Below are 26,247 nucleotides of genomic sequence, written 5' to 3'. Positions count from 1 at the left end.
GGGACGATGAGGCGATGGAGGTCATCCGGCGGCCAGGAGAGCATCAGCCGGCGGCGGATGGTGCAGGGCGCGGTGCTGGCGGCGGTGCTGACCATGTCGGTACCGGTTCCGGCGATGGCCGCGGGAACCGTGGCGGAACGGCCGGCGGGCTGGTCCGACCGCTCCTATTATCTGGCCATGCCGGACGGTGTGGAACTGGCCGTCAGCCTGTGGTTTCCCAAGGCGATGGTCGCCGGCAGCCGCCACCCGGCGATGTTGATCCAGACCCGTTATGGCAGGGCCGGGCTGTTCCTGTACGGGGAAGGTGGGCGCTATGCGCGTCTGCTGGATGAGGGCTATGTGGTGGCCGTGGTCGATACGCGGGGTTCCACCTCCTCTGCCGGTGACCGTCTGGTCGAACTGGGACCGGAAGAGGTGCGCGACATGGACAGCCTGATCACGCATCTGCGGGAGCAGCCCTGGTCCGATGGGCAGGTGTTCGCCACGGGCGTGTCCTATATGGCCGATACCGCCGATCTGGCGACGGCATCGCCGGCCGGCCTGTCCGGCGCCGTCATCCGGCAGAGCGATTTCGACGCCTATCTCAACCTGTTCATGCCGGGCGGCATCTCCAACGATTTCATGATGGAGCTGTGGGGCGGCGATACGCTGCTGCGTGATTATGGCAGGTCGCTGGACCCAAAGGCGCCGTTGGACTGTATGGCGCGGGCGGCGGATTGCGCCAAGCTGTGGCCCCGGCTGCAACCCACCGACGAAGATGCGGATTTCAGCCGCATGCGCGCCGCCATGGCGGTCCGGCGCCACTGGAAGCCTGACGATTACCGCGCGGCCGAATTCCGCGACGACAAGGGCACCAACGGCTATTCCATGTTCTCCAGCAGCCCGGCCTCCCGCCTGACCGCCATCGCGCGGCAGAAGGTGCCGGTGCAGTACTGGGCAAGCTGGATGGATGCGGGCACGGCCGACGGCACCTTGGCCCGCTATCGCTCGCTGCCCGGTGTGCCGATGGAGGTCTGGATCACGGCCAACAGCCATCGGGGCGACCACCTGTCCGACCCGTTCCTGCCCGATGATGCCACGCCACGGCCCGGTCCCGATGCGCAATGGCAGATGATGACCCGGTTCCTGGCCGACAGGCGGGCCGGCAAGCCGGTGAGCCGCGCCATCCATTATTATGTGCTGGGGGCCGGCACCTATCGCACGACGGCGGACTGGCCACCGGCGGATGTGAAGCGGACCCTTTTTCACTTCGCGCCGGGCAACAGCCTGACACGCGATCCCGTGACCAGCGGGGGGAGCGACAGCTACACCGTCGATGCGTCCGCGACAACGGGACAGGCCACACGCTGGACCACGCAGATCGGGGCGCCGGCCGCCTATGGCGACCGTGCGGCGGCGGATGCCAGGCTGCTGACCTATACAAGCGCGCCGTTCGAGCAGGATATGGAACTGGTGGGCACGCCGTCCGTCCGCCTGTTTATGGCCAGCCGCACAGGCGACCCGGCCTTTTTCGCCTATCTCAGCGATGTGGCGCCGGATGGGCGGGTCACCTATCTGACGGAGGGGCTGTTCCGTGCCCTGCACCGCAAACCAGCCCCGCCGGGCGACCTGCCCTATGCCCAGTCCGCACCGGCGGTAACCTATGACCGCGCCGACGCGGCCCCGCTGTTGCCGGGCCAGATGGTGGAGGTGGCGTTCCCCACCTTCCCGGTGGCGGCCCTGATCGCCAAGGGCCACCGGCTGCGGGTCAGTCTGGCCGGGGCCGATGCCGGCACCTTCCGCCAGCATGGTGCGGGGGATGTCTGGACCATCGCCCGCACGCCAGCCCAGCCCAGCAGCCTGTCCGTCGATCTGCGTCCCTGGAGCGCGCCCTGATGAGTGCAGTGACCTTGAACGACCGGGCGCCCGACGGCGCCTGGCCATCTCCGCTGCTGGCCTGGTGGACGCTGCTGGTGTTTTTCATCGTGGCGGTGCTGTCCTATTCCGACCGTCTGGTGCTGTCGCTGCTGGTCGATCCCATCCGGGCCGACCTGAAGCTGTTGGATACGGAGGTGGCGCTGGTCCAGGGTCTGGCCTTCGCCATGATCTATTCCGTGGCCAGCCTGCCCTTTGGCCGTCTGGCCGACATGATGGCCCGGCGGATGGTGATCGTGGCCGGGGTGATCATGTGGAGCCTGTGTACGGCGGCCTGTGCCTATGCCGACGGGTTCGGCACCCTGTTTGCCGCCCGGATTGGCGTGGGCATCGGCGAGGCGGCGTTCGCGCCCGCCGCCGTGTCCATGATCGCCGATCTGTTTCCGCCGCACCGGCGCGGGCTGGCCATCGGCTGTCTGCTGACCGGTATGGCGGTGGGCAGCGGTGCGGCCATCGTCATCGGTGGCGGCCTGCTGGAATATGCCAATGGCGGCGGTCTGGCGGCGCTGCCGCTGCTGGGGCCGTGGCTAGGCGGGGTGGCGCCCTGGCGGTCGGTGCTGCTGGTGCTGGGTCTGGCCGGTATCGGCCCTGTGCTTCTGCTGCTGACCTTGCGCGAACCGCAACGGCGCCGGCACGGTGACGAGCCGACCCACCTTCCCGATCTGAAATCGGTGCTGGCGCAGTTCCGCCTGCGGGCCGGGGTGCTGCTGCCGCTCTATCTGGCCGTGTCCTTGATCTCGGCTGGGGATTTTGCCATCCAGAACTGGTTTCCGGCCCTGCTCAGCCGCCGCTTCGGCTATTCGCCGGGGGATATCGCGGCCACGGCGGGCACCGTCTCCATTCTGATCGGCGGGCTTGGCACCATTGCCGGCGGCCTGTTGAGTGACCGGCATGCGGGGCGTGGCGGTAACCGGGGGCGGTTGTCGGTCGCCATGCTGGCATTGCTGGTCGGGCTGGGGGGCGGCTGTATCGCGCTGGCCGGCAGCGGCGGCGTCGCCATCGCGCTGTTTGCCGTCTGCATCTTCAATTCCTCGATCGGCAGCGCGGTGGGCATCACCGTTCTGCAAAACGTGGTGCCCAATCAGATGCGCGGCGTGGGCACGGCCCTGGTTTCCTTCTGCAATGTCATCATGGGGCTGGCCGTGGGCACTGCGCTTCCGGCGCTGCTGACGGACTATCTGTTCCGCGACCCGCAGAAGGTGGGCTGGTCGATGTCCATCGTCGCCCTGACCTCCGGCATCGCCGCATTGCTGATGCTGCGCCGGGCGCGAAACGGGATGGTGCCGGATGGCCGCTAAGGGACCGCGTCCTTCCATCCCGCCGTTCCGCGTTTCCCGGCAATGTTGCCATCAGGACATGCTGGCGCGATAGGAACGCCAGCCGCCGAAGCCGGTGATCTCCGTCGCCCCGTGCAGGGCATGGGTTTCGCACAGGAAGCAGGTGACCTGCCGTCCATCGTCCAGCGTCACCTTGCCCACGCCCAGGGGGGCGGGGATGCGGGCGACAAAATTGCCGAAGGCGGCGGGTGGCAGGGCCCATTCCTCCGCCACGATGCCGGGACCTTCAAAACCGGGATTGCGCACCAGACCGGGTTTCGGCGGCACCGTTCCGGCCAGCGCGTAGAAGCGATAATCGGGGGCTGTGCGTACATCGGCCAGCTTGAGACCGCCGACAGAGGTCAGTTCGTGGTTCAGCGGCATGCCGGACAGGTGGGCGCCCACCACCACGATGGGCAGCCAGTCGGCGGGAACGGTTGGCATGATCTCTCCCTTGCCATGCAGGCGGCTGGCCAGCACGGCCAGACCATTGTCGGTGAAGGCGGGGCCGACCAGCGTGACGCCGAACGGCAGTCCATCGGGCCGGAACCCGGCGGGCACGGCCACGGCGGCGCAGTCCAGCAGGTTCACGAAATTGGTATAGCGGCCCAGATTGCTGTTGAGGCGCACGGGATCGGCCTGCATCTCTGCAACCGTATAGATGGTGGGCGTGGTGGGCAGCAGCAGCAGGTCGACATCACACCAAAGCCGGGCAATTTCCTGGGCATAGAAGGCCAGGGCATATTGCCCGACAAAGGCCTCCACGGCGGATTTGCCGACGGCCCCTTCGATGATGCTGCGTACCGTGGGGTCCATGGCGTCGGCCTGACCCTCGACAAATTCCTCAATCGCGGCCAGACGTTCGGCCACCCAAGGCCCGCCATAGAGCAGATGGGCGCATTCGCGCAGCGGCTTGTAATCGAACGGCACCGCCGTGCCGCCCAGGGAGGCCAACCGCTCTACGGCCGCGTCATAGAGCGCCCCTGCCGCCGTATCGCCCAGGAACTCCTTCTCCGTCCCCGTCAAAACCCCGAAGCGGAAGCCCGACAGGCGCAGGGGGCGGGTCTGCACGGGCCGTGAGAACGGATCGGCCGCATCGAACCCTTCGGCCACATGGCGGACCAGATCGCCATCCGCCACATCGTGGGACAGGACCGTGATGCAATCCTGTGACCGGCAGGCAGGCACCAGACCGCTGGTGGATAGCAGGCCCTTGCTGGGCTTGATCCCCACCAGATCGTTGAAGGCGGCCGGAACCCGGCCGGATCCGGCCGTATCAGTGCCCAGCGCAAAGGCCACCTGACCCCGCGCCACGGCGACAGCGGAGCCGGAACTGGACCCGCCGGAGATATAGTCCGCGTTGAACACACAGCGCGGGGCCCCATAGGGGCTGCGCGTGCCGTTCAGGCCGGTGGCGAACTGGTCCAGGTTGGTCTTGCCCACCAGGATGGCCCCGGCGGCCCGCAGCCTGGCCACGACGGTACTGTCGGCTCCTGGGTTGTAGGCAAAGGCCGGGCAGGCGGCGGTGGTGGGCAGGCCGGCGGCGTCGATATTATCCTTGGCCGCAAAGGGGATGCCCCAAAGAGGTTTGGACGGATCATAGCCGGCAGCCGCCAAGGCCGCCGCTTCCGCCCGAAGCTGTTCGGCGGGCACCACGCTGATCCAGGCGGCGGGATCGGGATTGGCGGCAAGCCGTTCCAACACCGCCTCGATCACCGTCACGGGGCTGGCCGCGCCGCTGCGGTACAGGTCGGTCAGGGTCTGGATGGTCAGCTTTTCGGGCAACATCAGGCAATATCCTCCAGAATGGCGACGGTCTGACCGGCATTGACGGTGCGGCCCGGCTTTACGGTCACTTCCCGTATCCGCCCCGCCACTGTCGCCTTGACCTCCATCTCCATCTTCATGCTCTCCAGAATCAGGATGGTATCACCGGCGGCCACATTCTGCCCGGGCTCCACCATGATCTTCCAGACGTTGCCTGTCACACCCGTTTCGATACCGGAACAACCATCGGGCAGGGCGGTGGCTTCCGCCGCCGGGCCGCCATCGTCGCTGACAAAACTGTCCAGTCCCTTGGCTTTCCAATCTTCCCGCTCCGCCTCGAACGCCGCCTGCTGACGGGTTTTGAAGGCGTCGATGCTGTCGGCATTATCGGCCTGGAACCGCAGATGTTCGGCGTAATCGAGTGTCGTTTCCTCAATCCTTATCGGATAGCGGCCATGGGGGAACGCCTCGCGGGCCTCCGCCAGTTCCTGTTCCGTTACGGGAAAGAAACGAATTTGGTCGAAGAAGCGCAGCAGCCAGGGGCAGCCCTGCTGGAACGGGGCCGTCGCCCGCCAGGAGTTCCAGACCTGGATGGTGCGCCCGAACAATTGATAGCCGCCCGGTCCCTCCATCCCGTAAATGCACATATAGGCGCCGCCGATGCCGACGGCATTTTCAGGGGTCCAGGTGCGGGCGGGATTGTATTTGGTCGTCACCAGCCGGTGGCGCGGGTCCAGCGGGGTGGCAACGGGTGCGCCCAGATAGACGTCACCCAGGCCATAGACAAGGTAGGAGGCGTCGAAGACGATGCGCTTCACATCCTCCTGGCTGTCCAAGCCGTTGATACGGCGGATGAATTCGATATTGTCGGGGCACCAGGGGGCATCGGCCCGCACCAGTTCCTGATACTTGGTCATGGCCAGCCGGACCTGGGGATCGTTCCAGGACAAAGGCAGATGCACGATGCGGCTGGGTACCTTGGCCTGTTCGATACTGCCCAGGCCCGCCTCGATCTCCGCCAGCACAGCCAACAGCGTGGATAGCTTTAACATTCCGCTGTCGTAATGAACCTGAAGCGAACGGATGCCGGGTGTCAGGTCGATGATGCCGGGCAGGGCGCGGGCACGCAGGGCCGTGACCAGCAGATGCACGCGCAGCCGCAGGCCCAGATCCAGCGCCATCGGTCCATATTCGACCAGCAGATAATCATCCCCCGCGCGGCGATAGATGACGGGCACCGGGCCGTCGATGCGCGACAGGATGGGGGAGGGCAGCGTGGCGTGGGTGATGATGGCGGGCGCGCTGGGCGGTGTTACCGCGACAGGCACGAACCGCACCTTGTCGCCGGGCCGCAACTGCCCGACCTTCCACAAATCCTCCTTGGCGACGACCACGGGGCAGACAAAACCGCCCAGGCTGGGGCCGTCGGGGCCCAGGATGATCGGCATGTCGCCCGTGAAGTCCACGGCCCCGATGGCATAGGCATTGTCATGGATGTTGGACGGGTGCAGCCCGGCCTCCCCCCCATCGGCCCGCGCCCATTTCGGGCGGGGACCGATCAGGCGGACGCCTGTGCGGGCGGAATTGAAATGCACCTCATAGGTCGCGGCGAACAGGTCGGCGATGTCGTCTTCCCGGAAAAAGTCGGGCGCGCCGTGCGGGCCATAATGGACGGACAAGTGCCATTCGTTGGAGAGCATGGGAAGGGCGGGCATTTCCGCTGGTCCCACGGGCAGCCCCGCCAGCGCCAGCGTGTCACCCGCCTTCAGGCAGCCTGTGGCATGGCCGCCAAATCGGCCCAGCGCGAAGGTTGCCTTTGAGCCCAGATAGCTGGGCGCATCAAAACCACCGGCGACGGCCAGATAGGTGCGCTGTCCGGCCCCCTGAATACGGCCCAGCGCCAGGGTCTGCCCGGCCTTTACGACCACCGGCACGCCATACGCCACGCCCACGCCATCCAGCGTCGCCGCCATCACGGCCCCGGTCAGGGCGATGGTCGCATCGGTGTTGAAGCGCAGGGTGGGGCCGGTCAGCGTGCATTCCAGCGCCGCCGTCCCTTCCGCATTGCCCAGCAACCGGTTGGCCAGACGGAAGCTCTTGTCATCCATCGGCCCCGATGGCGGCACGCCCACATCCCAATAGCCCAGCCGTCCCGGCCAATCCTGGATGGAGGTCTGGGCACCCGGTGCCAGCACCTCCACCGTCGCGGGGGTAAAGGCAAAATCTTTCAGGACAGAGGTGGCAACCTTGCCCTGACGGAAAATATCCGACCCGATGATGGCGGACAGGTAGGACAGGTTGGTCTCGATCCCCGCCACGCGGCTTTCGGCCAGCGCCGCCGACAGCTTGTCGATGGCCGCATCGCGGCTGTCGGCATGCACGATCAGCTTGGCCAGCATCGGATCGTAATTGGCCGTCACCTCCGTACCGGTCGCGACCCAGCCATCGACGCGGATGTCGGTGGGGAAGGTCACCTCGGTCAGAAGGCCCGTGGAGGGGCGGAAGTCGGCGGCCGCGTTTTCGGCATAAAGCCGGACCTCGATGGCGGCCCCGTGGGGGACCAAGCTGTCCTGGGCGGGCAGGGTGAAATCACCGGCGGCCTGCCGCACCATCCATTCGACCAGATCTACGCCGAACACGGCTTCCGTCACCGGATGTTCGACTTGCAGCCGTGTATTCACCTCCAGGAAATAGACCTGGGCGCGGGCCACGTCATAGATGAACTCCACCGTCCCGGCAGAGGCGTATTTCACCGACTGGCCAAGGGCGATGGCGGCATCGCGCAGGTGCAGGCGCACCGCGTCGGGCAGGCCGGGGGCGGGTGTCTCCTCCACCACCTTCTGATTGCGACGCTGAAGCGAGCAGTCACGCTCGCCCAGGGCCACGACCCCGCCCTTGCCATCGCCGAAAATCTGCACCTCGACATGCCGCGCCTCGGCCACGAACCGTTCCAGGTAGACACGCGCGTCGCCAAAGCTGCTGGTGGCCATGCGTTGCACGGCGGCGAACTTGGCCGCCAGTTCGTCGGCGCTGTGGCAAAGCTGCATGCCGATGCCGCCGCCACCCGCCGTACTTTTCAGCATCACGGGGAAGCCGATTTCGGCGGCGGCGGTCTGTGCCGCCTCCACATTCTCCAGGATGTCGGTACCGGGCAGCAGGGGCACACCGGCGGCCTTGGCCAGGGCGCGGGCCGTGTGTTTCAGGCCGAAGCCCTGCAGATGCTCCACACGCGGGCCGATGAAACTGATGCCCGCTGCGTTCAGCCGTTCCACAAACCCGGCATTTTCCGACAGGAAGCCATAGCCGGGATGGACGGCCTGCGCCCCCGTCGCCTTGCAGGCGGCGATGACGGCGTCGATATCCAGATAGGACTGCTTGGCCGGCGACGGGCCGATATGCACCGCCTCATCCGCCGACAGGACGGGCAGGGTGAAACGGTCGGCGTCGGAATAGACGGCGACCGACGCGATACCCATGCGCCGCAGGGTTTTGACCACCCGCGCGCAAATCTCGCCACGATTGGCGATCAGGACCTTGGTGAACATGGATGTGCCCCCGATTGCCGTCAGTCAGCCCAGACCAGCACCCGGATGGGCGTGGGGTCGAAACCGTTGCAGGGATTGTTCACCTGGGGACAGTTGGAGATGACGCAGAGCAGATCCTGATGCGCCACCATCTCCACATAATCCCCGCCCGATGACACGCCATCGGCAATGGCCAGCGTGCCGTCAGGGTCGATGGGCACATTCATGAAGAAATTGATGTTGGGCACGATATCGCGCTTGCCCATGCCGTGGCGGGACACGGCGATCAGGAAATTTTCCCGACAGGCGTGCATGTATTTGGTCTGGTGGCCAAAGCGCACCGTATTGCTTTCGCAGGAACAGGCCCCGGCAGAGGTGTCATGGCTGCCGCTGGTATCAGCAATGACCGTCGCAAGCGGGTTGCCCCGGTTGGAATAGAGCACCGATCCCGGCCCGATATAGGGCGCGCCCTGGGCCAGCACGGTGTCCTGGGCGCTGTAGCGTTCGGTATGGTCGGCCAGACTGTAGAACAGGGTGTCGACGGCCTGACAGCCCTCGCTGTCGATGATGCGGAAAACCTGGCCCTTACGCACGATCCCGGACCAGGGATGTTCGGCGGGCACGACCTCATCATGGATGGCGTTGCCCATGTCACGGTTGGACAGGACCGGGGTGAAGCTGCTGTTGCTCATGTTAATTTCCTCCCCCGATCAGGCCGACAAATAGGCGTCGGTATTGATGAAACCGCGCACAGCCTCTGCCGTCGCGGTCCGGCACAGATCGTCGGGACCGGCGGCGGGTGCATTGTGGATGGTCAGTTCCACGGGCACCGGCGATACCTTCGGCGCCAGCGGGTGGGGGGTGTTCGACACGGCCAGGATCAGATCCATTTCCGCCCGCAGGGACACGAAGTCACCCGGCGTGACCGCAGCGGCATCAAAGCTGAAGCGGCCATCGGCATTGACGGTGACGGGCGCGAAAAATGTGATGCAGGGGGGAATGTCGCGCTGGGTCAGGCCATGTTTGCCCACCGCCAGGATAAAATTGTCCCGCGCATTGCGCACGCCGCTGTCGGCGCCATAGGTGCGGGCGACGGAGGCCGGGGTCGATCCGCCCACCACCGTGTCGTGCCGGCCGCTGCAATCCTCCACAATCGACAGCAGGACCCGGCCCATGTCGGAGAACAGGACCCGGCCCTTGCGCAGTTCCGCCGTCCACTGGATCTTGATCGTGTCGGCATGGTTATAGCGCTCGGAAGGATCCGCCAGGTTCCAGGTCAGCAGCGATACGCCGGGGGTTGCCTCCGGATTGGCGATGCGAAGCACCTGACCCCGGCGGATGATGCCGGTCCAGTACCAGCCACCGGGCAGCGTTTCGGACAGTTTCACCGCATCGGCGCCGGGCGGTGCCGAATCGCGCGGGGTCGGCGGGGGCAGGACCAGCGGGGCGTGGCCGGCACCGGCGGCTTTCAGTTCAAGATAGCGGGCGCGGTTGGCGGCGATCTGTTCTGGGGTCTGGCGGGGCATCTTGCACCCTCCTTACGCGGCGTCGGCCGGGTCGTCCCGGTCCGGTTGCCCGTCGACAGTGGCCGGGTCGTCCCGGCGGGGCGGATTGGGGTCTTTGCCGAAGCCTGGATTGCCCGCCACGCGGCGGGGCCAGACCTCGATATCGTTGGTGATGCTGGCGCCGTAACGCAGCCGCTCTTCCGGCAGGTTGCGGCGGCGGTCAAAGGCGATGACGCGGGTGCCCAGGTGGAACGCCTCCGACAGGTCGTGAGTGACCATGACCACACTCATCGGATGTTCGTGCCACAGCTTGCGCATCAGCTTGTGCACGTCACCCCGGATACCGGGGTCCAGCGCGCCGAACGGTTCATCCAGCAGCAGCACCTTCGGCTTGGCGATAAGGGCCTGGGCCAGGGCCAGACGCTGCTGCATGCCGCCGGAAAGCTGGGCGGGATATTTATCCAGTGCGTGCGACAGGCCGACGGCGTCCAGCAATTTGGCGGCCTCTTCCTTCGCCTGCCGCCGCGCCGTGCCGAACAACCGGCCCAGCACGCCACCACCCTTCAGTTCCGCGCCCAGCAGCACATTGCCCAGGACCGTCAGGTGCGGAAAGACGGAATAGCGCTGGAACACCACGCCCCGGTCGGGGCCGGGTTCGGGCGAAATAGGCACGCCGTCGATCAGGATGTCACCCCTGGTCGGCACCTCCTGGGACAGCAGCATACGCAGGAACGTGGTCTTGCCACAGCCGGACGGACCGACCAGGGCCACGAAGGAGCGGGGGGCGATTTCCAGGTTGATCCGTTCCAGGACCACCTGTTCCCCATATTCCTTCCAGACGTCGCGGACGGAGATCTGCGTCATGACCCGGCCCTCGCATCCTCAAACCACGGGAAGGCCCGGCGCTGCAGCACCCGCAGGCCCAGATCCATCAGGAAGCAGAGCAGGGTGATCCAGGCCACATAAGGCAGGATCACATCCATGGCCAGATAGCGGCGCACCAGGAAGATGCGGTAGCCAAGGCCGCTTTCACTGGCGATGGCCTCTGCCGAGATCAGGAACAGCCAGGCGGGCCCCAGGTTCAGGCGGATGCTGTCGATCAGGCGCGGCAGGATTTGCGGCAACACGACGCGGATGGCGATGGTCCAGCTATTGGCGCCCAGGGTCTGCGCCTTGATCAATTGCTGACGCGGCAGATCGTCGATCTTCAACATCAGGTCACGGATCAGGCAGGGCAGAACACCGACCACGATCAGGGTGATCTTCGACGCCTCCCCCAACCCCACCATGATGAACAGGATCGGCAGGACCGCCAACGGCGGCACCATCGACACGACCGTGACGAACGGCGCCAGGGTGGCCCGGACATAAGGCAGCAGCCCCGCCGCCAGCCCCACCAGCAGACCGCCCGCCGCCGCGATGGCAATACCCGCCGCAAGCCGCATCAGCGAGGTGCCGGTGTCCAGCCACAACAGGATATCGCCCGTCCGTTTGTCCGGGGTAAAGGCCATCCGGTCGATGGCATCGACAAAGGATGTCAGACCGGGCAGCAGCTTGTCCGACGGGTTTTCCGCAAGCCGCACCGCCGAACCCAGGGCATAGGCAATCAGCACCGCCACAAAGGGCAGGGCGGCCAGCAGCATCCAGCTTGTCCGGTCGGGCCTTCGGTTGATCAGGCGCATGGGGTCACTCCGTTGCGGCCCGGCTCCCATCATCCCGGCGACAGCCGGGATGATGCATGGAACGGATATGCGTTCGTGCTTACAGCTTCCCGTCTGCCGCCGCCGCCATGTAGGTGTCGGTGAAGCGGAACTTCACGGAGCCCTTGTTGCCGTAGGTCACGCCGCCCGGAAACTCGATCCCCACGGCTTCGGCCGACGGTGCGCCATTGCCCAGCAGGCCGTGGTCGAACAGGAAGCCGGCGACCTTCTGCATGGTGGCCTTCGGCTCCGCCCCGCGCACGAAAGCAAGCGCATCGGCGGGCTTGTAGAACATGCGGGTGGCCTTCAACTGCGCGTCATACCCGGCCAGATCGGTGCCCGACGCCTTGCCCATGGCGGTGCGGGCGGCAATGCCGGCCGGCGTGTCGGCGGACATGAGGGCCATGGTTTCATACCAGATGCCGGCCAGTGCCTTGCCAAAGGCCGGGTTGTCCTTCAGCACATCGGTATTGGCAACGGTCAGGTCGATGATTTCACCGGGGATCTGGCTGCTGTCGAACACCTTCTTGGCGCCCGGCGTGGCCAGGATTTCCGCGACCAGCGGGTTCCAGGTGACGACTGCCGTCACGTCGGGCGTGGACCAGGCGGCGACCATGTCGGCGTCAGACGTGGAAACGACGCTGACATCCTTCTTTTCCGTCAGCTTCACGCTTTCCAGCGCGCGGGTCAGCAGGTAATGGCTGACCGAATATTCCACCAGATTGACCTTCTGGCCCTTGATATCGGCCAGCTTGTCCTTGCCCTTCAGGATGACGGCGTCATTACCGTTGGAGAAGTCGCCGACGATGACGGCGGTTGTATCCACACCACCGGCGGCGGGGATGGACAGGGCGTCCATATTGGTCACGGTGACGGCGTCGAAGGCGCCGGCCGTGTACTGGTTGATGCTTTCAACATAATCGTTGAACTGCACCACTTCGATCTTGATGCCGTACTTGTCGGCCCATTTCTTCACGATGCCCTGATCGGCGGCATACTGCCACGGCATCCAGCCGACATAGATCGACCAGGCCAGCTTGAAGTCCTTCTTCGGTGCCGCGAAGGCGGGAAGGGAGAGCAGCGAGGCGGCAACCAGGCCGGCGGTCAATTTTCCTAGGAAGCGGCGCGTTTTCATCATCCAACCCCTCAAAGGTTTCCAAAACCGGTTTGGGGGTTGGCGGAGACCGGAAGGGGGCGCCAACCCACCTCGATCTCCCGGGCTTTTGTCCCGCCGTGTACCAGACAGGGCCATGAAGGCGGCGTCTGGCGGCAGCTCTCGGACCAGACACCGTGTTTCCCACGGCCGGAACCCTAGCCACCCTTACCTTGCATAGCAGCAAGGGACGTGCCAGCACGGGATTGGCGGTTTTGTTGGGGTTGCCGGATGCGGCCTGGCGCGCCAACGGGCAGATTGCCTTTCATCGCCGCATAAATTTTGGGCATGTGCGAAATGATGCCAAGTGAGGTTGACAGCGGCCGCCGGCTTGGGCCATTTGCCAGCCAACGCCGACCTGACGGAGTACCCCCCGTGATCGAACGTCTCATCGAACGCACCCTTTATGCCAGCCGTTGGCTGCTGGTGCCGATGTATCTCTGTCTGGCCATTGTATTGATCGCCTTCACCGTCCGGTTCGGGGTGGAGGTCGTGCATATGTTCGATTACGCCCTGTTCGGGGAGAGCGAGGCCGACCTGATCCTGGCGGCCCTCAGCCTTGTCGATCTGACCCTGGTGGGCAGTCTGGTGGTCATGGTGATGATCAGCGGGTACGAGAATTTTGTCTCCCGCATCGAACTGGGTGAGGATGATGAGAAACTGTCCTGGCTGGGCAAGCTGGACAGCGGCACGCTGAAGGTGAAGGTGGCGGCCTCCATCGTCGCCATCTCTTCCATCCATCTGCTGAAAAGCTTCATGGACGCGGACAAGGTGTCGAATGACAAGCTGATGTGGCTGGTCATCATCCATCTGACCTTTGTGATATCGGCCGTGCTGATGGGTTGGCTGGACAAGCTGTCATTTGCCGGCAAGGCGAAGGACTGATCCAGGCGGGTCCAGTCGCGACGGGGCAATTGGCCCCATGGTGGACGGGACCCCTCTTGCCCTTCCTGGTCCGGCATCGTTCCATTGCCGGTGAGCGCCGGAGTGGCCTGTTTATCGCGGTGGGGCCGGCCTTTCTAGGCCTTCATCTCCTGTCTCTGCGCCCGCCGCCGACGGGCGGGTTGTGACCAATCGTTCCAGGGTCGCAATATTTCCTGCAAAGCCTCAAAAAATTTATTAAAAAATCCTTAAGGGTGGGATATGTGATCGCGACATGTCCCTGGCGGGAAAAGGGGAACCGGGATGACCGGGCTTGCTGGTGTTGCGCGCGGGTTGTTGTTGGCCGTTCTGGCCAGCCTTGCCCTATCTGCGGCCACGCATGCACGGCCGCTGACCTTTGCGTTCGGTGATCATAACGAAGCACCCTTCGCCCTGGTTGATGGGGGGCAGTTGAAGGGCGGTTTCGCGCTTGAATTCGGGCGGGCCATCGCCGCGCGACTGGGGCGGGAGGTTGCGTTCCGGTTCGTACCCCGCAATCGCATCACGGCGGAAATCACGGCCGGCAGCGTCGATGCCTATTGTCTGGCCGCACAGCCCTACTACCCCACCTTCGCCGCCGACCGGTTCACCCAGGCCTTGTTCAGTGATCAGGATATCGTGCTGCTGTCCGCCGGATTGCGCGGTCCCGCCGATATGACAAGTCTGGTGGGCGCGCGGGTGGGCACTGTACTGGGCTTTCTGTATCCGCCGGTGCTGGAGGCGCTGTTCTCCACCGGCGGGGCGGAACGGATTGATGCCCGCAATGCTGATGGCAATCTGCGCAAGCTGTTGGGCGGGCGGCTGGACGCCGTCATCCTGCCCCTGGCGGCCTGGCGGCTGGCCTTGTCCCGCGACCCATCGCTGGCGGGCGCTGTGCGACCGGATTTTATCTCCGTCGCGGTGCGTGAACGTGTCTGCCTTGTCAGCCCGTCCAGCCCCGTCACCGTGCCTGAAATGAATATGGCCATACAATCGCTGGCCGCGGACGGAACCCTGCCCGCCATGATCCGGGCCATGGGGCTGGACCTGCCCGGCGGACAATCCGCCAGCATGCCGGGCCCCGTCCCGGCGCCCGCGCGGCGATAGGGTCAGTCCAGCAAACCGTCGATATCGGTGATCAGCCGCTGGCGGCGTTGGACCACGGGCGCATTGTCGCCGGATGCGCCGTCGGCCGTTTCCGGCTCGCGCATCGGTTCCGCAAGACCGGCATCCGCGGCCAGAATGGCGGCAACGGCGGTGCGCACCTCCTCCCGGCGGTCGGCCGGTACCCAGAACTCAAGACGCACAAGCCCCGCCGCCTTGCGCCGGGCACGTGCCCTTATTTGCCGGATCGCGTCGCTCATCCCGTCACCCCTTCCGATGAGACCAGAGTAGTGCAACCTTCGTGCGAATGGAAAGTGCCGCCGATGCCTACCCGTCATTCCATGATTGCGGCATGGTGGTCGTCCGGTGCCGCAGCCTTCGGCTTGCGCAGCAGCAGCAGCAGGGGGATGGCTCCCAGGGTTACCAGCATCATCAGCTTGAAATCATTGATATAGGCGATCATGGCTGCCTGTTGGTTGACCATCAGGTCGGCGGCGGCCAGCAATTCGGGCGCCGCCTGGCCCGCCATGGTCAGCGGCCCCTCCACATTCGGATTGAAGGGGCTGACATGGGCCGCCAGTTCGGCGTGGTTCACCTGGGTAAAATGGGCCAGCGCCGCCGTGACGACGGAGACACCCAGGCTGTTGCCCAGGTTGCGGACAAGGCTGAACATGCCGGCGGCATCGGCCCGGTCGGCCGGGGCCAGGGTGGCGAAGGCCAGGGTGGACAGCGGTACAAAGACCATGCCGATCCCCAATCCCTGGATGACGCCCGAGAGGATGATGGGCATGCTGCCCATCACGATGGTGAACCCGGTCATCATGTGCAGCGACCAGCCCGTGACGCAGAGGCCCGTCAGGATCAGCAGCCGGGGATCGACCACGCGCATGAGACGCCCGACCATCAGCATGGAGACCATGACGCCCACGCCACGGGGGGCCATGACCATGCCGGTGGTGATGGTGGGATAGCCCATCAGCCGTTGCAGCATGGGCGGCAGCAGCGCCATGGCCGCCAGGACCACGATGCCGATGACGAAGATGAAGACCAGGCCCAGCAGCAGGTTGCGGTCCCGCAGCAGATGCGGCGGCAAAAAGGGCTTTTCCGCCGTCAGCATATGCACCCCGAAGGCCCAGAACGCCGACACCGATATGCCCAGTTCGATCCAGATTTCCGTGGCCGCGAACCAGTCCAGTTGTTCACCCCGGTCCAGCATCAATTGCAGGGCGCCAACGCCGATGGACAGCAGCGCAAAGCCGATGAAATCAAACCCACGCTGGCGCTTCTGTGCGTTCGGCAGCCATGCCAGGATGCCAAGGAAGGCGATGATACCGATCGGCACATTGATGTAGAAGACCCAACGCCAGTTGAGGCTTTCCGTCAGCCAGCCGCCCAGGGTGGGGCCGATCACGGGCCCGACCATGACACCCGCCCCCCACATGGCCATGGCCTGTCCATGGCGTTCGGGTGGGTTGATATTCAGCAGAACCGTCTGTGACAGCGGTACCAGGGCGGCGCCGAACACACCCTGCGCCAGCCGCCAGACCACCATCTCCGTCAGGCTTCCCGCCGTGCCGCACAGCATGGAGGTGACGGTGAAGCCCACCACGGATACCAGAAACAATTGCTTCAACCCGATCCGGTCGGCAAGCCAGCCCGTCACAGGTGTCATGATGGCGGAGGCCACGATATAGGAGGTCAGCACCCAGGTGATGCTGTCCTGTGCGGCGCCCAAACTGCCCTGCATGCTGGGCAGGGCGACATTGGCGATGGTGGTGTCCAGCACCTGCATGACGGTCGCCAGCATGATCGCAACCGTCAGCGGACCGTGTTTAAGGGGAGGGGACTGAGCGGTCATGGCGGTTCTCCCGCTTTACCGGCCCGCCGCCCGCGCGGTGGCGAAGCCGGGAAGGCCGCGGCTGTGGCCTGTGTCGATTTCGACATTGGCCGACAGGCCGGCACGCAGAGGCACCTTTTCACCCTCCGCCAGTTCCAGGCGCACGGGCACGCGCTGCACCACCTTCACCCAGTTGCCGGTGGCGTTCTGGGCCGGCAGGATGGAGAATTCGGAACCGGTTCCGGCCCCGATGCTGGTGATCTTCGCCGTCAGGGTGCGGCCGGGATAGGCGTCCAGTTCGATCGTCGCTGTCTGGCCCGGCTGCATATGGGTAAGGTCTGTTTCCTTGACGTTCGCTTCAACATAGGTGGCCTGGGTTTCCACCAGGCTCAGCATCGACAGGCCGGGCAAGGCGAATTGGCCCACGCGCAGCCGGTCGGTCTGGCTGGTCACGCCATCGGCCGGCGCCCGCACGATGGTGCGATCCAGATCCAGCGCGGCGCGGTCGCGGGCGGCCAGCGCCTGCATCACGGTCGGGTGGCTGTCGGTGGCGATGCCGGGGTCGCCACCCAGATCAGCCAGAGCGGCGGCAACGCCCTGCCGGGCCTTGGCCACGCCCTGCTCGGCGGAACGCAACTGGTTGCGGGTCTCGTCCAGCTTGGACTGCGCGGCGTACCCGTTCTGGGCAAGCTTGGCCTGACGATCATGGTCGCGCTGCCGGAAATCCTGTTCCTGCTCCGCATCCGCCAGTTCGGCGCGCTTCTGCGACAGGTCCGCCCGCATCCGCTCCACATTCAGCCGGGCCGTCGCGATGGCGGCTTCCGCCTGGGCCAGGGCGATGCGGTAGGGCTGCGCATCGATTTCAAACAGGACATCGCCCCGTTTGACGCGCATGCTCTCTCCCACATGCACATTGGTCACCAATCCCTGCACCTCCGGTGCGACGGCGACCTTGTCCTGCTTTATGTAGGCATTGTCCGTGCTGACATAGCGACCGCCCGTCACCCAGACATAGGTGCCGACCCCGGCCAGCACGACGGGCAGGGCGAGACCCAGCGCCAAGCGGCGCCAGACGGGCAAGGTGCGCTTGGCCACGTCACTCATGATCATCACCTTTGGAAAGATTGGTCCGCACCCGCGACAGCAGGTGCATCAGTTGATCGCGCTCGGCCTTGTCCAGGCCATGCAGCGCTTCCTCATAGAGGTCGTCGGCCAATGCCCGCATGGGGGCCAGGGCCTCGTGTGCCTTCTCGGTCAGGTAGAGCAGGCGGGCGCGCCGGTCATTGGGATCGGTTTGCCGCACCACCCAACCGCCTTCCTCCATCCGGTCCAGAAGACGGGTCAGGGTAATCGGCTCCACATCCAGCGCGTCGGCCAGTTCCGCCTGTTTCATGCCCTCCGCCTTGGAGATCTTGAAAATGGCGTGCCATTGCGCGCGGGTGCTGCCCGTGAAGCGCAGGCGCTGGTCGAACCGTTTGCGCAGCAGACGGGACGTGTCCGTCAGCATGGCGCCAAAGTTCAATGTGGATTCATGACTGCTCATGGCTATGCATAATATAAGTTAGCTTACTATAAGCAAGGCGCTGAGAGGGGGAGCCAGCCATGCGGGCGACGCGGGTATCGGGGGGCACGGTGCCGGCGGGGTGTTGCGGCCCCGCCGGTATCAAGGTCAATGGCTGACCACGACGCGCGCCTTGGCCATTATGACGCCTTGCTTTGTGCCCACGCCGGGTTGCATCATTTCGATAATTCTGTTGGAGCGACCGGTTTGAGCGCGGAGTTCGACCAGTTCATGAAGGCTGTCGTCCATCGCATCGCCAGGCTCCGCCATGACAAGCGTGAAGGGCAGCCTTGATTCTGCAAACTTGTCATCGATCGAACGATAATATTCTGATGATCTTCCCGCCGGTATCAGGTGATTTTGGAACCAGTAGATCAAGGCGGGTATTCCCTGTACGTTCTTCAGCGCGATTGCGGCGTCGGTTGTCAGCCCCAGTTCATCGACAAGCCGATGCAATTGGGGCTTGAATGTGGAGACATCGACCGAAGCATTTGATGATGCCGGGCTGATCGGTTTGACATCTCCTGCCGGGTGCCGCGACGGCCCGTCCCCCCAACCTTCATTGAAATTCCGCCTGTCATCGGTTGTAATGGCGACGTCACCCGTCGGATCGGGTGGAGCACTTGCGGGCTGCCCGCCCTTTTCCGGTTTTAGCGCATTGATTTGCGCCTGTAGGCGCATGATGGCGGCGTTCAGGTTGATTGCGACTTCTTCCCGCAACAGACTGATTTCATTTGTTTTTTCTATTGGTTTGTCTTGGAGGTCTCGTAATTCCCTCCCGAGAACATTGATGAGTTCGGTGTGATATTTTGAGTATTCACTTAAATGTTCGTTGATTTTATTGTCATATATTTGGAGTTGCATTTTAATGTTATTGTCTGAATCCTCATTTTTTGTGTATTCATATCGCCTCATAACTAAAATCAAAGCAAGACAGCCTGATGACATCAGGAAATTTATGATGGTAAGGGCAGTCACCCATCCGCCAGATCCTGCCGGTCCTGCCGGTCCTGCCGGTCCTGCCGGTCCTGCCGGTCCTGCCGGTCCTGCCGGTCCTGCCGGTCCTGCCGGTCCTGCCGGTCCCGCTGTTGCTGGTGCCGTTGTCGTCCGAACAGTGCCGCCGTTTGGCGGGGCGGGCAATTTAATCCGGCCTGCATCGTTGGCCATCTTGAAGGTGAGCTTGTGCAGGGATTCGGTTTTCGAGACATTAATGTCTTTTAGGCCTAGCTTTTCAATTAGACCGGACTCTTCTTTATTAATCCAGTCCATGATCGCTTTGCCCGGATCTATGGCATCGCCAAGTTGCGACGGTCCGCCGAAGCCGTCAGCGAGTTGCTCAAGGTCAGCTCGTTCCATGGCGCCGGTGGCGAATTGCCGGTCCAGTCGCCATAGACGGCTGCCAATCCCTTTCTCGTCCTTCATATCGACTTCGCTGCCGCACAGGAGGGAGAACAGCTCCTGCCAGGATGCGCCCTCCTTCAGCCATGGTTTCAGCTTGTCGATTCCGGCTGGGACCTTGTTCTCCGGTCCGGACAGAAGTGGCTCATTCCCTTTCCACTCTACCCATTGACCCACTGTTCCGTCGTCGTTAATCACCAAGCCCCCGGCAAACACCTGTACTTGCGCGCCTTGACGCAAACGAAGCAGAAGCCGGTAGGTGCCCTTCGCCCATTGCGCCCCGGCCGCCCGTGGCACCTGGCATTCACTTATATTATTGCCATCGAAAACAGCGATGTAGGACCAAGCCTGGACCGGGTCCCCCGTCTGGGCGGCCGCGACCAGGGGGTACAGGCACGACAGGCTGAGGGCGAGCGCCACGCTAAACAAGCGCGCGGTTATCCGGCAAAGGCCCCATCGACGGCTCATATCGGGTTCTCCATGGGGGGATTACGGCGATGGTAACCGGCCGGCAACAGGCCGATGCGGTGTTCGAACAGCCATTCGGACGCGGTCAAGGCCTGTTCGGTCCCATCGGCTTCGACCACCCCGATCCGCAACGCCAGTTCGCCATCCGCTTCCACACGCACGAACCGCGCGGCTCCGCCGGATTTTTTCAGGCTGACGTCACTACTGAAATAAGGTTTGAAGCCCGCAGTCCCCAAAGTGCCGCTCTGGTCGCGTGCCATGCCGAGGATGAGCCGGAAACGCCCCGACCAGGAACCGGGCAACGGCGCCACCATCGGGCTGTCCTTGGGCATTCCTTCTCCCAAGGAGATAAAGGTGAAGTCGCCGCTGGTGGCGTCGGGTGCTCCTTGGAACCCGAACCAGCCTGATTGCCCGGACGAGAAGCGGATATTCGGTGCATGCGGCAGGACATCCGCCAAAATCAGGGCTCCGAGACTTGTGATGGGCTTCAACATCTCATCCGACATGCGTACCCGGACTTCGGCGCTGTTCAGGTCGAGTGACTTCAACTCGGCGTTCAGTGCCGAACTGATGAAGGGAAACAGGCTGCCGCGTCCCGACATGACGATGCGTGTATCGCGCCGGCCGGGATACCGGTTCAGGGCAGTAACAGCATTGCGGATCAGCGTGCGTGCCGCCTGGCCCGGCCCCGTGGCAAAGGCCGTGAGAAACTGTTGCAAATCCAGGGACAGGTCGTCGCCAACCCAACTGAACCGGTGAGGGCGGCCAGCCCGGTCCGTGAATTCCAAGTCCGGCAACCGGGCGTCCGCGCGAAGGTCGGCCTCTATTCTTTGAATTTGCGTATGGATAACCGCGTTGTCCAAGGCGTCAAAATCGCCCAGGCGGGCAAAGGCCAAGCTGCTCTGCAATGTCAGCACGAGCCGAGCCAGGGCATGACCATTGGTCGCGGCCAGCGTATCAGCCTCCGGTTCCGCCCACCTCTGCCAGTAGGGCACGATGGGTACATCGCTTTCCAGGACAAGTCGCCGAAGCATCGCTGCCCGCAGTGATGGCATCAGGGCGCGTGTGAGCAGGGAAGAAATGACGTTGCCCGACACCGCATTGCTGCCATCGGTGAACACCTCTTCGACAACGACGTCGGAATGGTCGTTGATGGCGAGGCGGAAGGCCGACACATCCGTACTGCCGCCGCCCATATCGAAGGTGATCAGGCCGAAAACGTTGCCGGCTGCGACATCGGGCAGGAGTGGTCCGTTGAAGGCCCTGTGCGCCCATTCCGCCGTTACCGTCAACGGCAATGCCAGACTGGCCGGTGCCCAGCTTTCCGAGGCCAGTACCCGTGCGCCGGCGATTTCAAGCGGTTGCGGTTCGAGGCCCGCCAGTTCGAAAGCCTCCAGCAGTGCGCGCATCTGGGTCGGGGAGAAGCGGGAGGGGACGGTTACGACCGCACCGGTCACATTCGCGCCGATGGTGACCTCTTCTTCGATGAACGTCTTCACGTTCCTCAGATAGTCGCCCACGATTTCAAGCATCTGCCGGTCTGTGCCATCCGGCAGGAAGACCGGGTCGGCCTCGTCCATCCGCCATTTCAACCCTTCGAATACCTGGGTGTCCCCCTGGTCAGACCCAAAGCAGGAGAGTGCTTCACGGCCGATCACCTGCTCCAGTTTCCCGGCCGCCCCGATCCGATATGCGATTGCAGTGGGCAGATAAGGCGATGGCGCATCGAGGCGGAATGTCTCGGCGCGGCTGGACAGATCCTGCCGCCTGATTGACACGGCCGTTTCGGTTGTTCCGAAATCCACGGCGACCAGACCGCCGAATTTGCGATGCGGATGTGTGATGATGGTGACGGATGCCCTGGCGATAGCCGGCACCCCGCAGCCTTCCTCCATCACCCGCACTTCGCCACGCTGTATCCGGGGTCTTTCGGGCTGTGCCGACAGTTTCATACGGATCACCCGCTCGCCTGCCGGTTCCAGAATGAAGCCATCGGCGGGGTAATCGGCCTGACAAGTGATCGACTGGGTGGCGCCCTGTGGAGGCATGGCAAGTTCCAACGCCATCTCCGTGACCCGGGCAGGGATGCCCCCCACATTCGTGATGGTGACGAACACATGACCGCCGCGGCCTGCCTGCAGATGCCAGACCAGGGGAACGCTGATCCGCAGGCTCGCAGGGGTGTCTGGGGTCAGTCGGAACGGGATGCGATTGATGTCGTTGCTGGAGAGGGAGAAACGCAGTGTCAGGTCCAGGCCGGAAGGATTTCCCAGCAACTGGTCACGCAACGGGGGCGTGATGGACAGAGAGATCACGTACCGGTCGTTCGCCTGGGTCAGCAAGTCACTGCCGGCGGGAAGCACGACCAGCAGGTCCTTTTGCGACAGGCCCGCCCCCTCGATCTCGATGTTTTGCGGCCGTGCCATCAATCCCCTGGCCAGGCACAAGGTCAGAGCGACTGTCGTGTTTTCTGACAGCAGCACGTCCCGGCTCACGACGATCGAACGTTCCAGAAGGGTCAGGGTGGCAAGTGGCAGTCGCAGACCGACACGGCCGAGAGTTTGCGGTTCCCGTGCATGGGCCGGACGAAACCGAACATAGGCAAGGAGCGGTGCGGCGGGGATGTCGGGCGACCAGTTGAAGGTCCAGGCATCACCCGGCATCTCTATCGCGTCTGGCGGCACCGTTTCGCGCAGCAACTCTGTCCCGTTGATGGCGACGATGGTGAGGTCGCCACCAAGAACCGGAATCCGCCCGGCATTGCGCAGTTCAATGGAAACCGGCTTCGGTTGGGCATTTTCATTGAACTGCAACCCGTCCACGACCCGCGCCAATATCATGGCATGGCTGAAACCGCAGAGGCTGCAATAGAGATCCTGCGGGTGCGGGTCCCAATCCAGGTGGCAGATACAGTTATCCACGTCAGAACTCCAGGCGATCCTTGGCAGGAAGGCAGAAGATGCCGCTGTTAGGGGGACGTTCGACCGCCCATTCGCGGATCGTGTCGCGCTGTCCGCGTGCATCCTCGATCAGGGCTTCGTCTTCCTGCTCGATGCTGGCAGCAACCCGATCCATCACGCGGGACAGGGCGTCGTGGCCCGTCGGATTGAAACGTCCATGATAACGCAGCAGCACAAGCCACCGTGCCTGTTCGGTCACCGACATGGCGTTTGTCCGTCGCTCGACATCGGCCAGGATGGAGGCCCGCAGGCTTTCGCCACCCTGTTCGGTCAACCGCCGCAGAGCCAGCTTGACGGGCCCCAGGTCCATCTGCTCGTTCATCAGGCTGGACCGATCCGTGTACTGGAGTTCGATGCGGGATGATGTCCCATCGCCCGGACCGACCTTGGCGCGAACCACGCTGGCCAGCAGTCCAAGACCCAAAACCCGCAGCGCCTCGATGTAATTGGCCGGTTCGTCGCCGCTACGCACCAGGATGTCCTGGAATTTCTCGAAATTGACGTCGATATGGAGCGCCAGCCCAGCTTTCAGATGGGTGTAGTAACTCTGGTTGCGATAGAGGTCCAGGTCGGGCGTCACGACAAGCGGAATGCCGGCGCACTCGCTGTTGACATAGACGCGGTCCGCCGGGCTGTCCACCAGCACAAGCCGCTCACGGTAATTGTCCTGCATCTTGGACACGAACACGTTGCGGGTCGTCTCGGGACTGCGGCTTGAGGTGCCAAGGATGATTTCCTGCTTCTTGTACCGGAAGGCTTCACCCTCACTGACATGATGGGTCGGTTCGGCAAGCCAAGGCATGCCATTGTCACTCAGCCGGCGCAGCATGGTCCGATATTCGGCACCTTCCACGGGGAATTTGCGGGCGAAACGATCGATGGCATCGACGGTCCGCTCCTCCAGGTGGGGGGTGGCGCGGCGCGCAAAAGCCACGATCCGTTCGCCGGCCTTGCCGGGGCCGTCGCGCCCCAATGTGTCGCGCATCTGCCAGAGACCGCCACCCGTCTCTGTCGTTTCCTCGAAGAAGCGACGTGAAAGATCGGCCATCGCCGTTTCATCGATAGGCTTGCCCTCCCGGGTCGTATAAAAATCGTTGATGTCCCGTTCTTCCAGCAGGCTGATATTGATGGGGGAGTCGGGCAACTGTCGCAGCGAGTCCACATGGTTGCGCAGTAATGGCCGCACCGAATGGATCAGGTCATCCTCCAGCTTGCTCAGTTGTTTCAGGAGTCCCGACTCCAGGATGATGACCTTGCCGTCGGCGTCCTTGGTGGTGACGCCGCGTCCGATCAAATTGGTCAGACGCTCACAGAGCGCGGCGGCGGCGTCGTAGATCTGAGCCCGCAATTCCTGGACAAGGGCATCGGAAGCGAAATCCACGGCGACATCGACAATGGTCTGGCGGGTGAACTGCCCTCCCGTTTGTGGAAGCCAGCTCAGCCGGAGGGCAAGGTCGCGTCGACGCCGCTCTGACTGCGTCCGTGCGCGTTGTGACTGATTGACCAGAGAGAGGCGGGCCGTGTCGATGGTGGCCGTCAGTCGCCGCAGCAGTTCACGCGTCAGGGTGAAACGCTGCCCATGCGTATTCACCATCTCGGCGACGACTTTGTCCAGTTCCCCGGTGATGCGGATATAGGTGCCCTCCAGATGCTGTTCGACGATCAGCCGGGTCAGTGCGCCCCATTTTGTCCGGTCGGGATGGCTTGTATCCAGTTGCCCGCGCAGCAATTCACTCTGGAACCATTCCGTCAGACGAGGGGCGACATCGGGATTGCCGGCGCTGCGGACAAACTCGCTTCGCCTTTGTTCCACCTTGTTCTTGAGGATCTGTTCAAGCGAGTCACCGGTCGGCCCCCGCCCCAATTCCCGGACGAACAAAGATGACTTGGCACCATCGCCAACACGCATCAGCAGCCGTTCATGGATTTCCTTGGCGATCTGCGTGTCGAAATTATTGGGGATGGGGGCGGGTTGGGTCCAGTGACCGACCATCTCCTCCGCCAAGCGGTGCCGGACCAGGGCGGCGACGCGCTGGATGGGCACGTGCAGCTTGGACAAACCGAAACTTCCGTACCTGCAACTGAATTCCTCGATGATCTCATACCCGGGCAGGTTCCCATGGTAGGTCATCCGGACAACGCTGGTCAGGCTGTCCTGGAGGTTGGAGCGGCGGCTGGCCCATTCGGCCGCCAAACCCGTTGTCTTGCCGCCCAGTTCGACGAACAGGCTTTCCGCCAGCATATCGCAAAGCGCCGTCTTCTGGTCCACGCGCAATTCGCCGATGGGGCTGTCGGGTTTGTTGCCGATCAGGTAGGCCATTTCGAATACGGGCCCGCGCAGCGATTGTTTTTCCCGGAACTGATCCATGGTCCACATGACCGGGAACTGGTGCGCCGCCTTGTTGTCGTCCCCCTGCTTGGCAAAATTGTAATGCTCAAGCTCCATCAGCGCCGCATAGGCATTGCCGTAGATCTTGTGCGTATAGTCACGGGTGAAGACGGACGGCAGGACGATAATGCCCCGGATGGTGATGTTGGGGTCCAGTTGCTTCAGCGCGAAAGCCATGTCGAGGAACATGCCGCTGCCAGTGCCGCCTGCGACCGAGAATATCAACCAGGCATCCGTCCGTGATGCATCGACCTCAATATTGTGCGACTTCAGGACTTCAAGATGCCCGGCACTGTTCCGGATGTCGTCCAGAGCGCTGCGCAAGGCCTTCCGGATCGTCCCGTAATGCTTGAAAAAGGCCAGGCGGCCAAACATACGGATTTGCGCGGCGCCATCAGAGATTTCGCCATGGCGTTCCAGAGAAGGATCGAGCCATGCATAAATATTGGCGTGGTGCTTTCGTTCGGTGAAATAGATTTTCAGGTCGGACTTGGTCAGTTCGACAGGCACCGTCTCCCGGGCCTGGAAATTGACCTGTTCATAGAACCAGCCCAGTTCCTCGCCATCCAGCGTGCGATTGCGGGTGTCAGTATCGACCCAAAGATGCCCGATATGGCCGAAGGTGGAAACACCATGATGGTCCAGGAACATGCGGCGGAGTTGTAAAAGCACCTGTTTGCCGGTACCGCCCATGCCGATCAGCAATGTCGGACGTTGCTTGATCGGGGATTTCTTCGTGTCGTTGGCCATG

General features: G+C 63.7%; 18 protein-coding genes and 1 riboswitch. Of the genes, 4 read left to right on the top strand and 14 right to left on the bottom strand.

Annotated elements, in window-relative coordinates:
- Nucleotides 1-6 precede the first annotated feature (6 nt).
- Nucleotides 7-1,875 carry a CocE/NonD family hydrolase gene (locus KBA48_RS05050; RefSeq protein WP_292903911.1) on the top strand — a complete coding sequence of 623 codons (1,869 nt, stop codon included), beginning with the start codon at nucleotides 7-9 and terminating at the stop codon, nucleotides 1,873-1,875.
- Nucleotides 1,875-3,212, top strand: a complete 1,338-nt coding sequence (locus KBA48_RS05045) for an MFS transporter (RefSeq protein WP_292903910.1) — start codon at nucleotides 1,875-1,877, stop codon at nucleotides 3,210-3,212. The genes KBA48_RS05050 and KBA48_RS05045 overlap by 1 nt, the downstream gene beginning before the upstream one ends.
- Nucleotides 3,213-3,263: 51 nt before the next feature.
- On the opposite strand, the gene atzF is transcribed toward KBA48_RS05045, so the two are convergent.
- The 7 genes from atzF to KBA48_RS05010 form a co-directional block, all read right to left on the bottom strand.
- Complete coding sequence (atzF, locus tag KBA48_RS05040) at nucleotides 3,264-5,018, bottom strand: allophanate hydrolase (RefSeq protein WP_292903909.1); 1,755 nt, start codon at nucleotides 5,016-5,018, stop codon at nucleotides 3,264-3,266.
- Nucleotides 5,018-8,542 (bottom strand): urea carboxylase, encoded by a 3,525-nt coding sequence (uca, locus tag KBA48_RS05035; protein ID WP_292903908.1) that lies wholly within the window; start codon nucleotides 8,540-8,542, stop codon nucleotides 5,018-5,020. The genes atzF and uca overlap by 1 nt, the downstream gene beginning before the upstream one ends.
- A 20-nt stretch (nucleotides 8,543-8,562) precedes the next feature.
- A complete protein-coding gene (locus tag KBA48_RS05030) occupies nucleotides 8,563-9,213 on the bottom strand; it encodes an urea amidolyase associated protein UAAP2 (protein ID WP_292903907.1) in 651 nt (216 codons plus the stop codon).
- A gap of 18 nt (nucleotides 9,214-9,231) precedes the next feature.
- Nucleotides 9,232-10,047: an urea amidolyase associated protein UAAP1 gene (locus KBA48_RS05025; RefSeq protein WP_292903906.1), complete on the bottom strand. Its 816-nt coding sequence runs from the start codon at nucleotides 10,045-10,047 to the stop codon at nucleotides 9,232-9,234.
- Nucleotides 10,048-10,059: 12 nt separating this feature from the next.
- Nucleotides 10,060-10,890, bottom strand: a complete 831-nt coding sequence (locus KBA48_RS05020) for an ABC transporter ATP-binding protein (protein ID WP_292903905.1) — start codon at nucleotides 10,888-10,890, stop codon at nucleotides 10,060-10,062.
- Complete coding sequence (locus tag KBA48_RS05015) at nucleotides 10,887-11,708, bottom strand: ABC transporter permease (protein ID WP_292903904.1); 822 nt, start codon at nucleotides 11,706-11,708, stop codon at nucleotides 10,887-10,889. Before KBA48_RS05015 ends, KBA48_RS05020 begins: the two co-directional genes overlap by 4 nt.
- Nucleotides 11,709-11,787: 79 nt before the next feature.
- On the bottom strand, nucleotides 11,788-12,864 hold the full coding sequence (locus tag KBA48_RS05010) for a putative urea ABC transporter substrate-binding protein (RefSeq protein ID WP_292903903.1): 1,077 nt from the start codon (nucleotides 12,862-12,864) through the stop codon (nucleotides 11,788-11,790).
- A 72-nt stretch (nucleotides 12,865-12,936) separates the two neighbouring features.
- Nucleotides 12,937-13,052: riboswitch (guanidine-I (ykkC/yxkD leader) on the bottom strand.
- A gap of 205 nt (nucleotides 13,053-13,257) precedes the next feature.
- Here KBA48_RS05010 and KBA48_RS05005 point away from each other — a divergent pair.
- Entirely contained in the window at nucleotides 13,258-13,764 is a 507-nt protein-coding gene (locus tag KBA48_RS05005; RefSeq protein ID WP_367273809.1) for a TIGR00645 family protein, read from the top strand.
- A 300-nt stretch (nucleotides 13,765-14,064) separates the two neighbouring features.
- Nucleotides 14,065-14,886, top strand: a complete 822-nt coding sequence (locus KBA48_RS05000) for an ABC transporter substrate-binding protein (RefSeq protein WP_292903901.1) — start codon at nucleotides 14,065-14,067, stop codon at nucleotides 14,884-14,886.
- Nucleotides 14,887-14,888: 2 nt separating this feature from the next.
- On the opposite strand, the gene KBA48_RS04995 is transcribed toward KBA48_RS05000, so the two are convergent.
- From KBA48_RS04995 to KBA48_RS04965, 7 genes are all read right to left on the bottom strand, one after another.
- Nucleotides 14,889-15,143 (bottom strand): hypothetical protein, encoded by a 255-nt coding sequence (locus KBA48_RS04995; RefSeq protein ID WP_292903900.1) that lies wholly within the window; start codon nucleotides 15,141-15,143, stop codon nucleotides 14,889-14,891.
- Between the two features lie 74 nt (nucleotides 15,144-15,217).
- On the bottom strand, nucleotides 15,218-16,741 hold the full coding sequence (locus KBA48_RS04990; RefSeq protein ID WP_292903899.1) for a DHA2 family efflux MFS transporter permease subunit: 1,524 nt from the start codon (nucleotides 16,739-16,741) through the stop codon (nucleotides 15,218-15,220).
- Nucleotides 16,742-16,756: 15 nt separating this feature from the next.
- The gene (locus KBA48_RS04985) at nucleotides 16,757-17,824 is read right to left on the bottom strand and encodes an HlyD family secretion protein (protein WP_292903898.1); all 1,068 of its coding nucleotides are present in this window, start codon (nucleotides 17,822-17,824) and stop codon (nucleotides 16,757-16,759) included.
- The gene (locus KBA48_RS04980) at nucleotides 17,817-18,263 is read right to left on the bottom strand and encodes a MarR family winged helix-turn-helix transcriptional regulator (protein ID WP_292903897.1); all 447 of its coding nucleotides are present in this window, start codon (nucleotides 18,261-18,263) and stop codon (nucleotides 17,817-17,819) included. The genes KBA48_RS04985 and KBA48_RS04980 overlap by 8 nt, the downstream gene beginning before the upstream one ends.
- A gap of 126 nt (nucleotides 18,264-18,389) precedes the next feature.
- Entirely contained in the window at nucleotides 18,390-20,147 is a 1,758-nt protein-coding gene (locus KBA48_RS04975; protein ID WP_292903896.1) for a hypothetical protein, read from the bottom strand.
- On the bottom strand, nucleotides 20,144-23,068 hold the full coding sequence (locus tag KBA48_RS04970) for an Hsp70 family protein (RefSeq protein ID WP_292903895.1): 2,925 nt from the start codon (nucleotides 23,066-23,068) through the stop codon (nucleotides 20,144-20,146). The genes KBA48_RS04975 and KBA48_RS04970 overlap by 4 nt, the downstream gene beginning before the upstream one ends.
- Before the next feature lies 1 nt (nucleotide 23,069).
- Nucleotides 23,070-26,246 carry a tubulin-like doman-containing protein gene (locus KBA48_RS04965; protein ID WP_292903894.1) on the bottom strand — a complete coding sequence of 1,059 codons (3,177 nt, stop codon included), beginning with the start codon at nucleotides 26,244-26,246 and terminating at the stop codon, nucleotides 23,070-23,072.
- Nucleotide 26,247 lies beyond the last annotated feature (1 nt).

The organism is Niveispirillum sp. (assembly GCF_017996735.1).
Taxonomy (GTDB): Bacteria; Pseudomonadota; Alphaproteobacteria; order Azospirillales; family Azospirillaceae; genus Niveispirillum.
This window is presented reverse-complemented; position numbering and strand designations above follow the sequence as displayed.

Excerpts from the sequence above, each read along its gene's own strand:
- KBA48_RS05045 (WP_292903910.1), top strand. The coding sequence starts at position 1,875 with ATGAGTGCAGTGACCTTGAACGACCGGGCGCCCGACGGCGCCTGGCCA.
- KBA48_RS04975 (WP_292903896.1), bottom strand. The coding sequence starts at position 20,147 with ATGAGCCGTCGATGGGGCCTTTGCCGGATAACCGCGCGCTTGTTTAGC.
- KBA48_RS05000 (WP_292903901.1), top strand. The coding sequence starts at position 14,065 with ATGACCGGGCTTGCTGGTGTTGCGCGCGGGTTGTTGTTGGCCGTTCTG.
- KBA48_RS05050 (WP_292903911.1), top strand. The coding sequence starts at position 7 with ATGAGGCGATGGAGGTCATCCGGCGGCCAGGAGAGCATCAGCCGGCGG.
- KBA48_RS04985 (WP_292903898.1), bottom strand. The coding sequence starts at position 17,824 with ATGAGTGACGTGGCCAAGCGCACCTTGCCCGTCTGGCGCCGCTTGGCG.
- KBA48_RS04990 (WP_292903899.1), bottom strand. The coding sequence starts at position 16,741 with ATGACCGCTCAGTCCCCTCCCCTTAAACACGGTCCGCTGACGGTTGCG.
- KBA48_RS05015 (WP_292903904.1), bottom strand. The coding sequence starts at position 11,708 with ATGCGCCTGATCAACCGAAGGCCCGACCGGACAAGCTGGATGCTGCTG.
- KBA48_RS04980 (WP_292903897.1), bottom strand. The coding sequence starts at position 18,263 with ATGAGCAGTCATGAATCCACATTGAACTTTGGCGCCATGCTGACGGAC.
- KBA48_RS04995 (WP_292903900.1), bottom strand. The coding sequence starts at position 15,143 with ATGAGCGACGCGATCCGGCAAATAAGGGCACGTGCCCGGCGCAAGGCG.
- atzF (WP_292903909.1), bottom strand. The coding sequence starts at position 5,018 with ATGTTGCCCGAAAAGCTGACCATCCAGACCCTGACCGACCTGTACCGC.
- KBA48_RS05025 (WP_292903906.1), bottom strand. The coding sequence starts at position 10,047 with ATGCCCCGCCAGACCCCAGAACAGATCGCCGCCAACCGCGCCCGCTAT.
- KBA48_RS05010 (WP_292903903.1), bottom strand. The coding sequence starts at position 12,864 with ATGATGAAAACGCGCCGCTTCCTAGGAAAATTGACCGCCGGCCTGGTT.
- uca (WP_292903908.1), bottom strand. The coding sequence starts at position 8,542 with ATGTTCACCAAGGTCCTGATCGCCAATCGTGGCGAGATTTGCGCGCGG.
- KBA48_RS04965 (WP_292903894.1), bottom strand. The coding sequence starts at position 26,246 with ATGGCCAACGACACGAAGAAATCCCCGATCAAGCAACGTCCGACATTG.
- KBA48_RS05020 (WP_292903905.1), bottom strand. The coding sequence starts at position 10,890 with ATGACGCAGATCTCCGTCCGCGACGTCTGGAAGGAATATGGGGAACAG.
- KBA48_RS05030 (WP_292903907.1), bottom strand. The coding sequence starts at position 9,213 with ATGAGCAACAGCAGCTTCACCCCGGTCCTGTCCAACCGTGACATGGGC.